This is a genomic window from Kitasatospora sp. NPDC004289, from assembly GCF_053602875.1.
Genome location: NZ_JBSGEL010000052.1, coordinates 1 through 13441 on the forward strand (window position 1 = coordinate 1; position 13441 = coordinate 13441).

A 13441-nucleotide genomic window follows, 5' to 3' on the forward strand; every position below is an offset into this window, starting at 1 on the left:
CAGACCATACATCGATTCCGAGGTATCACGGAAGCGATATAGCCGGGCGCTCGGCATGGCAGCATGGGCGCATGCTGAAGCTCGCCATCCTCGGGCTCCCGGACCGGCTCGGGGAAGGACTCGCCGAGCTGCGGCGCGGGCTGCTGGATGTGCTTGAGCACGATCTCCAGCACCGTCTCGCCGGTGAACGGCAGCTGCCCGGTGAGGAGTTCGAAGGCCACCACGCCGAGCGAGTACAGGTCGGAGGCCGGCGAGGACGAGCCTCCGTCGGCCTGCTCGGGGGCGATGTAGAGCGCGGTGCCGAGCACCGAGTTGGTGGTGGTGATCTTCGTGCCGGCCATCGCGTGGGCGATGCCGAAGTCGGTCACCGTGACCCCGCCGTCGCTGCGCAGCATCAGGTTGGAGGGCTTGATGTCGCGGTGCACGATGTCCCGCTGGTGGGCGGCGTGCAGCGCGTCCAGGGCGTCGGCCATCAGGCCCAGCGCCTTGGCGGGCACCATCGGGCCGTCGGCGGTGAGCACCTCGTTGAGCGGCTTGCCGTCGATGAACTCCATGACGATGTAGGCGATCCGCTCGCCCTCGCCCTCACCGGGCTCCCCGTAGTCGTGGACGTGCACGATGCCGGGGTGCTTGAGGGTGGCGAGGATGCGGGCCTCGCGGCGGAACCGCTCGGTGAAGTTGCGGTCCTCCAGCAGGCCGGGGTGCATGATCTTGACCGCGACCTCGCGCTCCAGCACGGCGTCCTCGGCCCGCCAGACGTCGCCCATCCCGCCGCCGCCGACCCGTTCGGTGAGCTTGTACCGCTCCCCGAGCACGGTCCCCCGACCCCACATGCCGCCCCCTTGTCATGGCCGGTACGGACTACTGACCGACCGTCAATTCGCGCACAGTCTGCCAGAAGCCCCTCCGGCCTCAACCCCCCAGGAGCCCCCGCAGTGCCAGGGCGTCCGGCGCCACCGCCGTGACCAGCGAGGACGCCTCCCCCGGCAGCACCATCAGCACCGCGTCCACCCCCTCCGGGACGGCCGGGGCGGGCAGCCCGACGGTCAGCAGCTGGCCCGCCGTCCGGTGTCCGCCCAGGCAGGCCGGACCGTCCCAACCGGGAGCGCCGGGGCCCAGGTCGGTCTGCTGGTCCAGGACCGTCCGGCCCGCCTGACGGACGGTCAGGCGGGAGGTGAGACGGCCGGGCGGGGCTCCCCGGTTCCAGTCGTGCGCCCGGCCGAGCACCTGCTCCTCCCGGTAGCGCAGCCGGGCCCCGGCGGCCAGCTCGACCACCGTGGTCAGCACCAGGTGGCTGCCGCTCGCGGCCACCACCGGCTCCGGCCGCCAGTCCAGCAGCGCACCCTCTCCCACCGTCAACTCCACGGCGTAGCGGGCCTCACCGCCCTCCCGCCCTGGCAGGCTGACGGTCGCGGCGGCGCTGGTGACGTACAGCGCGGCGCCCGGCCGGACGGTGGCCCGCACCGCCAGCCGGTCGCCGCCCAGCGGCGCGGCCATCGCCCCGACCAGCACCACGTGCGCACCGGGCGCGGCGCCCAGCGTGCGGCGCACCGCGATCGGGCCGCTCCCGGCCAGCTCGGGCAGCGCGGTCCCGCCCCGGCCGTCCGGCTCGGCGGTGATCCGGGTGACCGCCGAGCCGGCCAGGACGGCCCCGGCGGTCACCGCCGCTGCCACTCGGCCAGTCGGGCCCGGACCCAGGCCGCCACCGGTGCGATCCCGTCCGGTGCGGTCAACGCCGTGAACAGCGTGGGCAGTTCGCCGCGCTGCGCCTTGGCGTCCCGGGCCATCACCGCCAGGTCGGCGCCGACCAGCGGGGCCAGGTCGGTCTTGTTCACCACCAGCAGGTCGGAGGTGGAGACGCCGGGGCCGCCCTTGCGCGGGATCTTGTCACCGCCGGAGACGTCGATGACGAAGACCTGGTGGTCCACCAGGCCCCGGCTGAAGGTGGCCGTCAGGTTGTCGCCGCCGGACTCCACCAGGATCAGGTCGAGCGGGCCGAGGGCGGCCTCCAGCTCCTCCACCGCCTCCAGGTTGGCCGAGATGTCGTCCCGGATCGCGGTGTGCGGGCAGCAGCCGGTCTCCACCGCGGTGATCCGCTCCGGCGGCAGCACCGCGTTGCGCAGCAGGAACTCGGCGTCCTCGGTGGTGTAGATGTCATTGGTCACCACCGCGAGCGAGAGCTCCTCGCGCAGCTCGCGGCAGAGCGCGGCCACGGTCGCGGTCTTGCCGGAGCCGACCGGGCCGCCGAGGCCGATCCGCAGCGCGCGAGGGGTCCGGGGCCGCTCCGACACGGCGGAGTGGGTGTGGTGGACGGAGACGTCGTAGGGGTCGACGTGGTCACGATGCAAAGAGACGCACCTTCCAGGAACTGTGCCGCTCGGCGTAGACGTCGAGCAACGGGGCCGAAGCGGCCGGGAGTTCCCCCCGGCCGGCGGCCGCCACCGCGGCTGCGGCGACGGCGTCGAGGTCCGGCGCGAGCCGGGCCAGATGGGCGGTGACCTGGTACGGGTCCAGTCCGAGCAGTCGGACGCAGGCGGTGGCCGGCCCGTTGACGCTCTCGTACGCGGCCACCGCCGCCGCCTCCCGCGGGCCGAGGCCGGCCGCGTGGGCGGTGGCACCGAGCACCACCGGCTGGTGCACGCCGCCGGGGTGACGCTCCCGCAGGCCGTCCAGCACCGGGTGCGGCCACGCCGCCCGGGCCGCCCGCAGCAGCTGCCGGCCGAGCTTGCGGCTCGCCGCCCGCTGCGCGGGCGAGGGGGTCCGCGCCTCGGCGGCCTCGTCCCACGCGTCCACCCGCCCCGGCTCCAGCGCCGCGGCGGCGGCCAGAGCGGCCGAGGTCAGCCCCGCGGTGTGCAGCCGGCCCAGCAGGAAGGCCGCCATGCTCTCCGCATCGCGCACCCGCCCCGCCCGCACCGCGGCCTCCGCCCCGCCGGAGTGCGCGTGCCCCCCGGCGGGGAACCGCCCGTCGGCGAGCAGCAACAACGCGGCGACGCCCCCGCCCGGGCCGAACCCGCCCGCGAACGGCGGCCCGGGGCGGGTGTCCGTGTCCGTCATCCCGCCCTCCCCTAGAACAGGAAGTACCGCTGGGCGAGCGGCAGTTCGGTGACGGGCTCGGACGTGACGGCCTCGCCGTCGATGGTGACGGTGAAGGTGTCCGGGTCGACCCGGACGTCCGGCCGGGCGGTGTTGTTGACCAGGTGGTCCTTGGTGACGCCCCGGGTGTTGCCGATCGGGACGAACGCCTTGCCCAGGCCCAGGCGTTCGGCGATGCCGTCCTCGACCGCCGCCGGCGCCGTGAAGTTGACCGAGTTCGCGGCCGGCGCCCGGCCGATCGCACCGAACATCGGCCGCGGCAGCACCGGTTGGGGCGTCGGGATGGAGGCGTTGGCGTCCCCCATCTGGGCCCAGGCGATCTGCCCGCCCTTGACCACCAGCTCCGGCTTGACCCCGAAGAAGGCCGGCGACCAGAGCACCAGGTCCGCCAGCTTCCCGGTCTCCACCGAGCCCACCAGCCCGTCCAGCCCCTGCGCCACCGCCGGGTTGATCGTGTACTTGGCCACGTACCGCCGCGCCCGGTGGTTGTCCGCCCGGCCGTCCCCCGGCAGGGCGCCCCACCGCGCCTTCCCGACGTGCGCGGTCTGCCAGGTCCGCAGCACCACCTCCCCGATCCGCCCCATCGCCTGCGAGTCGGAGCTGATGATGGAGATGGCGCCCAGGTCGTGCAGCACGTCCTCCGCCGCGATGGTCGACGGCCGGATCCGCGACTCCGCGAAGGCCAGGTCCTCCGGCACGTGCGGGCTGAGGTGGTGGCAGACCATCAGCATGTCGAGGTGCTCGGCCACGGTGTTCGCGGTGTGCGGCCGGGTCGGGTTGGTCGAGCTGGGCAGCACGTTCAGCTCCGACACCACGCTGATGATGTCCGGGGCGTGGCCACCGCCCGCACCCTCGGTGTGGTAGGCGTGGATGCCCCGCCCGGCGATCGCCGCCAGGGTGTCCCCGACGAACCCGGCCTCGTTCAAGGTGTCCGTGTGGATGGCGAGTTGGGCTCCGCTCTCCTCGCACACCCGCAGACAGGCGTCGATCGCCGCCGGCGTCGCGCCCCAGTCCTCGTGGATCTTGAATCCCAGGGCGCCGCCGCGCAGCTGCGCGCGCATCGCCTCGGTGTTGACGGTGTTGCCCTTGCCGAGCAGGCCGACGTTGACCGGCAGGCCGTCCATCGCCTCGAACATCCGGGCCAGGTGCCAGGAGCCCGGGGTGATGGTGGTGGCCTTGGTCCCTTCGGCCGGCCCGGTGCCGCCGCCGACCAGGGTGGTGATGCCGGCCGCCAGCGCCTCGTCCGCCAACTGCGGGCAGATGAAGTGCACATGGGCGTCGATCGCCCCGGCGGTGAGGATCTTCCCGTTGCCGGAGATCACCTCCGTCTCCGGACCGATGACCAGCTCCGGGTGGACGCCGTCCATGGTCTCCGGGTTGCCGGCCTTGCCCAGGGCGGTGATCCGGCCGTCCCGGATGCCCACGTCGGCCTTGACCACGCCCCAGTGGTCCAGCACCACGGCACCGGTGATCACCGTGTCGGGGGCGCCCTCGGCCCGGGAGGCCCGGCCCTGGCCCATCGACTCCCGGATCACCTTGCCGCCGCCGAAGACTGCCTCGTCGCCGCCGGCGCAGCGGTCCTCCTCGACCTCGATCAGCAGATTGGTGTCGCCCAGCCGGATCCGGTCCCCGACCGTCGGCCCGTACAGGGCGGCGTACCGCTCCCGGCTCAGCCTCAGCGCGTACCCGCTCATCCCAGCGCCCCTCCGACCTCTCCGCGCAGTCCGTGCACCTCGCGCCGCCCGCCGATCGGCACCAGCTCCACCGCCACCGGGATCCCCGGCTCGAAGCGGACGGCCGTCCCCGCCGGTACGTTCAGCCGTAGGCCGTAGGCGGCCTGCCGGTCGAACTCCAGCCCCGGGTTGGCCTCGGCGAAGTGGTAGTGCGAGCCGACCTGCACGGGCCGGTCGGCGACGTTCAGGACCGTCAGCCCGCTCACGGGAGCACCGGCGTTCAGCCCGATCTCCCCCTCCCCGTACAGCACCTCACCAGGCGTCAGGGCCTCGGCCGCCGTCGTCACCGGCGCGGCCACCCGCGCGGCCACCGGCGCGCTCACCGGATCGGCCCGTGCACGGTGACCAGCTTGGTGCCGTCCGGGAAGGTGGCCTCCACCTGGACGTCCGGGATCATCTCGGCGATCCCCTCCATGACGTCCTCGCGGCCGAGCACCTCGCGGCCGGACTCCATCAGCTCGGCGACGGTCCGGCCGTCCCGGGCGCCCTCCAGCACGTGCGAGGTGATCAGGGCGACCGCCTCGGGGTGGTTGAGCCGAAGGCCACGGGCCCGCCGGGAGCGGGCCACGTCGGCCGCGACGTGGATGAGCAGGCGTTCCTGCTCATGGGGAGTGAGCCTCATCTGCACACACCTCGGAGAGATTTTTCGGCACACCGTAGCGGACCTTCGGAGCACGCACCACCCGCTCCCACCAGGGCATCTGACGCTCTTTTAGGGGAATTTACGATCAGATTTCCAAGCGATTTCCAGACCCTCTCAACGCCATTCCCGAGGCGATTGCGAAGCTTTGACCCGGACCACGGATCCTCCAGCCGCCCCGCCCTCCCCACCGGCCCGTCACTGGAGCTTTCCACAGGGTTCGCCCGGTGGGCACCGACAGGGCGACGCCCGCCTCCTACCGTACGGACGGACACGACACCGACCGGGGAGACGACATGACGGACCTTCACAGCTCAGAGACCTCGCGCCGCTGGTTCCTCCGGGCGGGCGGAGCGGTCGGCGTCGGCGCCGCCGCGTTCGGGTCCGGCATCGTGCCGGCCGCCGCCGCGGACGGCCAGGGCCACCAGGGCGCGGAGGAGGCCCCGGAGGCCCTGCGGACCCCCGGCACCCGCCCCGCCGTGCGCACCGGCACCGGCCTGGACCGGCTCCCCCACCCCCTGGTGGTCGCCCACCGCGGCGCCAGCGGCTACCGCCCCGAGCACACCATCGGCGCCTACGAGCACGCCCTCGACCTCGGCGCCGACGTGATCGAGCAGGACCTGGTGCCCACCAAGGACGGCCACCTGGTGGTCCGTCACGAGAACGAGATCGGCGGCACCACCGACGTCGCCGACCACAAGGAGTTCGCGGCCCGCAGGACCACCAAGACGATCGACGGCAAGGCCGTCACCGGCTGGTTCACCGAGGACTTCACCCTCGCGGAGCTGCGCACCCTGCGCGCCAAGGAGCGGCTGCCGCTCCAGCGCCAGCACAACACCCTCTACGACGGCCGCTGGGCCATCCCCACCTTCCGCGAGGTCGCCGAGTTCGCAGCCCGCCGCGCCCGCACCACCGGCCGCGAGGTCTGGCTCTACCCCGAGACCAAGCACCCCTCCTACTTCCGCTCCATCGGCCTGCCGCTCGAGGAGCGCCTCGCCGCCGAGCTCCGGCGCGCCGGGCTGGCCGGCCGCAACGGGCGGGCCGTCCTGCAGTCCTTCGAGCCGAGCAGCCTCCAGCGCCTGGCCAAGCTGGTCGACAACCCGCGCATCCAGCTGCTCAGCGACGCCGGCACCCAGCCCTACGACTTCGTCCTGGCCAAGGACCCGCGTACCGTCGCCGACCTGGTCACCCCCGCCGGCCTGTGCTGGATCGCCGGCTACGCCCACGGCATCGGCCCGACCACCAACCTGATCGCCCCGGTCGACCCCGCCACCGGCAAGCTCCGCCCGGTCACCACCCTGGTCGCCGACGCCCACGCCGCCAGGCTCCTGCTGCACCCGTACACCCTGCGCAACGAGAACGCCTTCCTCCCCGCCGACTTCCGCCGCGGCACCGACCCCAACGCCTACGGCGACTCCATCGCCTGGGCCCGCTTCCTGATGGACCAGGGCGTCGACGGCTTCTTCACCGACCAGACCGACACCAGCCGCCTCGCCCGCGCCGACTTCTGGGCGGCGAAGGGAATCCCCTCCTGACCTGGCGAAAGTGGTCAACCCGGGGGCGCGAGGAACTCTGCGCGGGGGAACGGCAGCACCTGCAACCGGCTGACGGAGCTCGGGTTGCAGGTGCGTCGCCTCCCGAACCGCGCAGTTCCTCGCGCCCCTGCGGGGCGCATCCCGGCACCACGGCCCTCCCCCACTGGACGCGAATATGACGACCGGTCTACTCTGCTCCGCATGGGAGCCAAGGGCGAGGAGACGCGGGCGCGGCTGGTCCGCGCCACCCGGGACCTGATGGAGGCGCACGGATACTCGGGCACCGGCCTCAACCTGGTGCTGGCCGAGAGCGGAGCCCCCCGCGGCTCGCTCTACTTCCACTTCCCGTCCGGCAAGGACCAGTTGGTCGCCCAGGCGCTCACCGAGGCCGGCCAGGAGATCGGCGCCATGATCGAGGCCGTCGGCGCCTCCCACCCGGAGAACGCCGCCGCGACCGTGACCACCCTGGTCGGCCTGCTGGCCGAGCGGATGGAGCAGTCCGACTACCGCAAGGGCTGCCCGATCGCCACCGTCGCGCTGGAGGTGGCGGCCACCAACGAGCCGCTGCGCCGCCTCTGCGCCGACACCTACGCGGACTGGCAGTCCACCCTCGCCGAGCTGCTGACCGAGGAGGGCCGGGACCGGGCCGCCGCCGACGCGACCGCCGGAGCCGTCCTCGCGCTGATCGAGGGCGCCCTCCTGCTGGCCCGCGTCCAGCACAGCCGCCTCCCGCTGGACCAGGCGGCCCGCTCGGCCGCCCTCCTGCTGGCCTGATCCACCCTCAGCACCGACCCGCACCCACTCACGTCTACGTCCACCACGTCGTCCTCCACATCCACAGAATATGTAGACCGGTCCACTCATAAGGAGTACCCATGTCCACCCTCGTCCTCGGTGCCAACGGCTTCATCGGCCGCTGGCTGGTCCTCGAACTCCTCACCCAGGGGCGCCCCGTGGCCGCCGCCACCCGCCCCGGCCGGGCCGCCGCCCTCCGTGGCTGGCTCGCCGCCCACGACGCCCCGGCCGACCGCCTCACCACCGTCACCGCCGACATCACCCGCCCGGACCTCGGCCTCTCCCCCGCCGACGAGGCCCGCCTCCACGACGTCCGGGACGTCCACAACCTCGCCGCGCTCTACCGCTTCGGCCTCGGCCGCCCCGAGGCTCGGGCCGCCAACCACGACGGAGCGCTGCACGTCGCCCGCTGGGCGGCCGCCCGCCCCGGCCTCCGCCGCCTGGTCCACCTCTCCGGCTACCGGGTCGGCGACCGCCCCGTCCCGCTGCCGCCCGCCGAGGCCGACCGGCTCTACCGCACGCTCGGTGCCTACGAGGCCTCCAAGTCCGAGGGCGACTCGGCCCTGCGCGCCCTGGCACCGCACCTCGGCCTGCCGCTCAGCGTGGTGAGCCCCAGCGCGGTGATCGGGCACTCCGCCACGGGGGAGGCCGGGCAGTACCTCGGCCTGGCCACCCTCGTCGACCAGCTGCACCGGGGCCGGCTGCCCGCCCTGCCGGGCAGCCGCCGCACCTTCGTCCCGGTGGTGGCCGTCGACCACCTGGCCCGCTTCCTGGCGGCCACTCCCGAGCACGACCGCGAACCGCTCACCCGGCACACCGTGCTCGACCCCACCACCCCCGAACTCCCGGAGCTGATCGGCCTCCTGGCCGCCCACCTGGGCGTCCGCCCGCCCCGGCTGCGGATCCCGGTCGGCCTGGTCCGCCGCCTCCCGCAGGCCCTCACCGGCGCCGATCCGGAGACCCTGTCCTTCCTCTCCGAGGAGCGCTACGACACCGCCTCCGCGGACCGGCTGGCCCGCGCCGCCGGCCTCGCGCAGGCACCGGTCGCGGACGTCGTGCGCCGCTGGGCGGACCGCCTGGTCGCCGAGGACTTCGGCCGCCGGCCGGGCGCCTGACGGAGGCTCAGGGCAGCGGGACCAGGAAGGTGCCGTTGCGCTGGACGGCCTCGACCGTGACCTGCTCGCGGCGGGGCCGCACCACCTCCAGCGTGCGGTCCGCCGGCGCCTGCTCCACCCCCCAGCCCGGGCCGCTCAGCCGGATCCGCTCCACCCGCCGGCTGGCCGCCGCGATCACGTACTCCACGCCCTGCGGCGAGCGCCACCAGGTCCACCCCAGGGTGTCCTGCTCGTAGCGGCTGCAGGCCCGCCCCTCCGCCCGCCCGGTCCGCTGCGCCGTCTTGGCCCCCGGCAGCAGGACGGCGGTGGCCGCGCTGCCGTCCCCGCCCCACCGGTCGGCCCGCAGGCAGAGCCACTCCGCCCGCCCGGCGTTCTCCGGCAGCGCCTGCCCGGCGAACGCCCACAGGTTCAACTGCCGTACGCCCGCCGTGACATCGGGTGCCACACAGCCGGCCGACGCCCACAGCCGCAGCGCCTCCGCGCTCACCGCCTCCCGGGGCGACCGCGCCGGTCCCTGCTCCGGTGGCGGGGTGTAGCTCAGCCGGGCCGGCCGCAGTCCCCCCAAGTCGGCCAGCAGGAAGGCGTGTTGCTCGGCCACCACCGGGGTCGAGCTCAGCTGGAGGACCACCGGCGCCGGGCACCCGGTCGCCACCGCGACCACCGGGACCGGCCCGGTGACCCCGTCCGCCTTCGCCAACGGCTGCGCCGCAAGCGCCGGTTGGTCGATCCGCCGGGTCTCGCTGCCGTCGATCCACGGCGCCAGCAGGTACCGCACGCCTGCGGCCGTCCGGGTCAGCACCACGGCCGCCGCGCTGGTCACGTCGGAGTCCTCGGCCCGCCCCAGCAGCAGTCCGCCGCGCGGCCCGTCGGTGTACCGGGCCAGCCGGGCACCGTCGAACAGCAGCACCACCGTCGTGCCGTCCACCGTCCCGGCGTACAGCAGGTGCGGTGCCTCCACCGGCGGCCGGGCCACCGTACCGGCCTCGACCGCCGTCCCCGGGCCCGCCGCCCGCCAGGCGGCGACCGCCCGGTCCACCAACGCCCCGTCGGTCCGCCGGTCCCCCCGGCCGGGCCAGGCGGTGAAGTCGACCCGGGCGGTCCGCCGCCACAGGTCGTCCGCGACCCGCACCACCTCCGTCCGGGCCGCCGCCGCGGCCATCGGCGGCGGGGCGGACGGCGGACGCACCGCCGTGGTCGACGAGGGCGCCGCCACCCCGAACCCCGCGGCGGTCAGCACCAGGACCCCGGCCACCCCGCCGGCCACCCGGCGTCGGCGCAGCAGGTCGCTCGGCTGCACCCGTACCCGGCAGGCGTCGAACCCCGGCCAGTGCTCCGGCCCGTCCCCGCGCGCCCGGGCCGCCGCCAACGCGGGCCCGGCCGCCCGGACGGCCCGCGCCGCCTCGTCCTCGGCCACCCCGGCCTCGACCAGCAGCCCGGCCGCCCGATCCGGCGTCAGACCGTCCACCAGCCCCAGCGCGAACGCCGCCCGGGCGGGACGGGGCAGCGCCCCCAACTCCCGGTCCAGCATCAGCTCGTCCGGGTCGCCGCCCATGCTGAACAGGCGCAGCCCCAGCACCACCGGCCCCGGCCGCAGCCGGTCCCGCCGTCGCGGCCGCAGCACGCCCCGGAGCAGCCGCAGCCGCAGCACGGCGTACGTCTGCGCCGGGTTCTCCGTCTCCGGGCCCCGCAGCGGCAGCGCACGCTGCACGGCCGCGTGGGCCGCCAGCACCCGCCGGTGCCGCGTCCTGCCGTCCGGCAGCACGAACCGGGCGATCCCGACCAGCCGTGGGTAGTTGGCCACCAACGCCGCCTCGGCATCGGTGAGGCGGACCGATTCTCCGCTCAGCCCCAGCACCCTCAGCTCCCCACGTCGCACCGTCCCTGACCTACTTGTCCAACGACACGGATCATCCGACGGTTACGCCAACCGGGGCCCGAAGGGTCACCGGGGCGCGAGGCGCTGCTGCTCGGCGGCTCCGCCGCGCGTGCCCCCCGGCGCTACTTCCGCACCTCCACCGTGTCCCCGACCGCCACCCGCTCGTAGAACCAGCGCGCGTCCCCCCTCCCCAGACCGATGTCCCCGGCCGTGGACCCGCCGGCGCCCGGCGCGCGCCAGGGCATCTCGGCGATCCAGACCGAGGTGCCGTCGGGGGCGGAGAGCTTCACCGCCCAGTTCAGTTCGAGGTGGTACGTGCTCCTGTCACCCACGGTCAGGAACGGGCCGGTCTGCGAGTCCATCACCACCACCGCCTGACGGGAGATCACGGTCATCCGCCCGGACGGGGTCGGGGAGCCCGGTCCGCCCACGCTGCACGGCCGGGCGGCGTCCGTCCCGTTGACGCGCACGTCGAACGAGGAGAGGTCGACCACCGCGCGCACCTGGCCGGGCGGCAACGGCTCCGGCCCCGGGTCCTCGGTCGCCGACGGGACCGGCTGGGCCGCCACCTCCAAGGGCCGGTCGGCCGGCGGCGGCGTGCCGAACGCCGTCGAGACCACCGGCGCCGGCCGCCCGCTCAGCTCCTCGACAGCCGGTCCGCTCCCCGGCCAGAGCACCGCGCCCCCGCCGATCGCCAGCGCCGTGCCGAGGGCGGCCATCCCGGTCCGCCGCCGTCGCCGCCTGGCCCGCCCGGCGTGGCGCAAGGCCTCGTACGGCAGGGGCAGCGCGGTCGGCGCCTCGGCGGCCATTCCCCGGATCAGGACGGTCAGTTCGTCGAGCTCCGGCGTCGCGTCGCTGTCATGCACAGTGGTTCGCCTCCGTCCGGCGGCCGCCCTCGACCACGGTCAGTTGGTCCGGCTGTTCGCGCAGGTGCTCGGCCAGCGCCGCCCGGCCGCGGGAGAGCCGGGCCTTGACGGTGCCGAGGGCCGCTCCGGTCTCCGCGGCGATCTGTTGCAGCGACAGGTCGCAGAGGTGGTGGAGCACCACCGCCTGCCGCTGCGGCGCGGGGAGCCGCCGCAGCGCGGCGACCAGTTCGGTGTGCTCCAGGCCGGGCGCGGCGGCGACCTGCGGGGCGAACCGCATCCGCTCCTGCTCCAGCTCGCGCCCGCGCCGGGCCCGCCGCCAGCGGCTCACCGCGAGCCGCCAGGCGACGGTGCGGATCCAGGCCTCCGGGCCGCCCTCGTCCCGGCTGAGCTTGGACCTGCGGTCCCACCCCCGGACGAAGGCCTCCTGGACGGCGTCCTGCGCCTCCCCGAAGTCGCCCGTCATCGCGTACAGCTGACGCACCAACAGGGCGAAGGAGGCGCGGTAGAACGCGCCGTACTCCTCGTCCGTCATCTTCCGTCCCGCCCCGTTCGTTCTCTCCGACCTGCCTGCACACCTGTCTACGCACGGCCCCGGAGGAAGGTTGCACCGGCTTCGAACGGATCGGCAGATCGTTCGTACTGGACAGTAGGTCTAGTTCCAGCCGAGTTCATCTGATGCTCTCCCGGCGTCTTGCCGCCGGTGACCGGCCACAAGTTGACTGCACAACACCTCGTCCGTTGACGAGCCCCCGTCACCCTCAGACCCTCTCACCACGGAGCCTCGATGCCCCACCGGTCCCTCCGCCGTGCCGTCACCGCCGCCGCCGCTGCCGCCGTGCTCGGCACCCTGGCCGTCCCCTCCGCGCACGCCGAGTCGGCGCCCGTCACCGTCGCCCCGCTCAAGGTGCTGACCTACAACGTCTTCCTGATGAGCACCAGCCTGTACCCGAACTGGGGCCAGGACCTGCGCGCCAAGGAGATCGCGGCGGCCTCCTTCTTCCAGGGCAACGACGTGGTGGTGCTCCAGGAGGCGTTCGACAACGCCGCCTCCGACAAGCTCCAGTCGCTCGCCAAGGCGGCCTACCCGTACCAGACCCCGGTGGTCGGCCGCTCCACCTCCGGCTGGGACGCCACCTCCGGCAGCTACTCCTCCACCACCCCGGAGGACGGCGGCGTCACCCTGCTCAGCAAGTGGCCGATCCTGCGCAAGGAGCAGTACGTCTACAAGGACGCCTGCGGCGCCGACTGGTGGTCCAACAAGGGCTTCGTGTACGCCGTGCTGAACGTCAACGGCCAGCGCACCCACGTGGTCGGCACCCACCTGCAGTCCACCGACTCGGGCTGCTCCAGCGGCCAGCCGGCCACCGTCCGGGCCGCCCAGCTGACCGCGATGAAGAACTTCATCGACGCCAAGAACATCCCGGCGAGCGAGCCGGTCATCGTCACCGGCGACCTGAACGTCAACTCGCACGACTCCGAGTACCCGTCGATGCTGGCCAACGGCAACCTCGCCCCGGCCACCAGCCGCACCGGCTGGGTCAACTCCTTCGACACCGCCGACAACTCCATCGCCGCCTACCGCTACCCGGGCGAGCCGAAGGAGGACCTGGACTACGTCCTCTACCGGGCCGACCACGCCCGCCCGCAGAGCTACACCAACGACGTGGTCCGCTTCCACAGCAACCCGTGGACCGTCTCCAGCTGGGGCAAGAGCTACACCTACAACGACCTCTCCGACCACTACCCCGTGGTCGGCGGCTGAACGGCCCCGCCCTCGGCCTGACCTGA

General features: G+C 74.3%; 14 protein-coding genes. 4 read left to right on the plus strand and 10 right to left on the minus strand.

The features are described 5' to 3' along the window. The 7 genes from ACWEPF_RS28660 to ACWEPF_RS28690 form a co-directional block, all read right to left on the minus strand. Window positions 1-833: protein kinase domain-containing protein (locus ACWEPF_RS28660; RefSeq protein WP_452174815.1), on the minus strand; the 833-nt coding region annotated here is incomplete at its 3' end. Between the two features lie 79 nt (window positions 834-912). Next, on the minus strand, window positions 913-1674 hold the full coding sequence (locus ACWEPF_RS28665) for an urease accessory protein UreD (RefSeq protein WP_452174816.1): 762 nt from the start codon (window positions 1672-1674) through the stop codon (window positions 913-915). Beyond that, the gene (gene ureG, locus ACWEPF_RS28670) at window positions 1659-2291 is read right to left on the minus strand and encodes an urease accessory protein UreG (protein ID WP_380148683.1); all 633 of its coding nucleotides are present in this window, start codon (window positions 2289-2291) and stop codon (window positions 1659-1661) included. Before ureG ends, ACWEPF_RS28665 begins: the two co-directional genes overlap by 16 nt. Window positions 2292-2337: 46 nt before the next feature. Continuing rightward, entirely contained in the window at window positions 2338-3054 is a 717-nt protein-coding gene (locus ACWEPF_RS28675) for an urease accessory protein UreF (RefSeq protein WP_452174817.1), read from the minus strand. Window positions 3055-3065: 11 nt separating this feature from the next. Then, on the minus strand, window positions 3066-4787 hold the full coding sequence (locus ACWEPF_RS28680; protein ID WP_452174818.1) for an urease subunit alpha: 1722 nt from the start codon (window positions 4785-4787) through the stop codon (window positions 3066-3068). Continuing rightward, window positions 4784-5092: an urease subunit beta gene (locus tag ACWEPF_RS28685; protein ID WP_452174857.1), complete on the minus strand. Its 309-nt coding sequence runs from the start codon at window positions 5090-5092 to the stop codon at window positions 4784-4786. Before ACWEPF_RS28685 ends, ACWEPF_RS28680 begins: the two co-directional genes overlap by 4 nt. Before the next feature lie 53 nt (window positions 5093-5145). After that, complete coding sequence (locus tag ACWEPF_RS28690; protein WP_380148431.1) at window positions 5146-5448, minus strand: urease subunit gamma; 303 nt, start codon at window positions 5446-5448, stop codon at window positions 5146-5148. Between the two features lie 314 nt (window positions 5449-5762). On the opposite strand from ACWEPF_RS28690, the gene ACWEPF_RS28695 reads away from it, so the two are divergent. The 3 genes from ACWEPF_RS28695 (at window position 5763) to ACWEPF_RS28705 (ending at window position 8911) form a co-directional block, all read left to right on the plus strand. Then, window positions 5763-7001, plus strand: coding sequence for a glycerophosphodiester phosphodiesterase (locus ACWEPF_RS28695; RefSeq protein WP_452174819.1), 1239 nt, complete (start codon window positions 5763-5765; stop codon window positions 6999-7001). Window positions 7002-7202: 201 nt separating this feature from the next. Continuing rightward, window positions 7203-7775 (plus strand): TetR/AcrR family transcriptional regulator, encoded by a 573-nt coding sequence (locus ACWEPF_RS28700; protein WP_452174820.1) that lies wholly within the window; start codon window positions 7203-7205, stop codon window positions 7773-7775. Window positions 7776-7876: 101 nt separating this feature from the next. After that, a complete protein-coding gene (locus tag ACWEPF_RS28705) occupies window positions 7877-8911 on the plus strand; it encodes an SDR family oxidoreductase (RefSeq protein ID WP_452174821.1) in 1035 nt (344 codons plus the stop codon). Window positions 8912-8918: 7 nt separating this feature from the next. Here the strand turns inward: ACWEPF_RS28705 and ACWEPF_RS28710 are convergent, their stop codons facing one another. The 3 genes from ACWEPF_RS28710 to ACWEPF_RS28720 all read right to left on the minus strand — a co-directional run bounded on the left by ACWEPF_RS28710 (window position 8919) and on the right by ACWEPF_RS28720 (window position 12185). After that, complete coding sequence (locus tag ACWEPF_RS28710) at window positions 8919-10766, minus strand: hypothetical protein (protein WP_452174822.1); 1848 nt, start codon at window positions 10764-10766, stop codon at window positions 8919-8921. A gap of 143 nt (window positions 10767-10909) precedes the next feature. Beyond that, on the minus strand, window positions 10910-11653 hold the full coding sequence (locus tag ACWEPF_RS28715; protein ID WP_452174823.1) for a L,D-transpeptidase: 744 nt from the start codon (window positions 11651-11653) through the stop codon (window positions 10910-10912). Next, window positions 11646-12185, minus strand: a complete 540-nt coding sequence (locus tag ACWEPF_RS28720; RefSeq protein WP_345288715.1) for a SigE family RNA polymerase sigma factor — start codon at window positions 12183-12185, stop codon at window positions 11646-11648. Before ACWEPF_RS28720 ends, ACWEPF_RS28715 begins: the two co-directional genes overlap by 8 nt. Window positions 12186-12437: 252 nt before the next feature. Here ACWEPF_RS28720 and sph point away from each other — a divergent pair, with 252 nt between their 5' ends. Then, window positions 12438-13415 (plus strand): sphingomyelin phosphodiesterase, encoded by a 978-nt coding sequence (gene sph / locus ACWEPF_RS28725; protein ID WP_452174824.1) that lies wholly within the window; start codon window positions 12438-12440, stop codon window positions 13413-13415. Window positions 13416-13441: the final 26 nt, after the last annotated feature.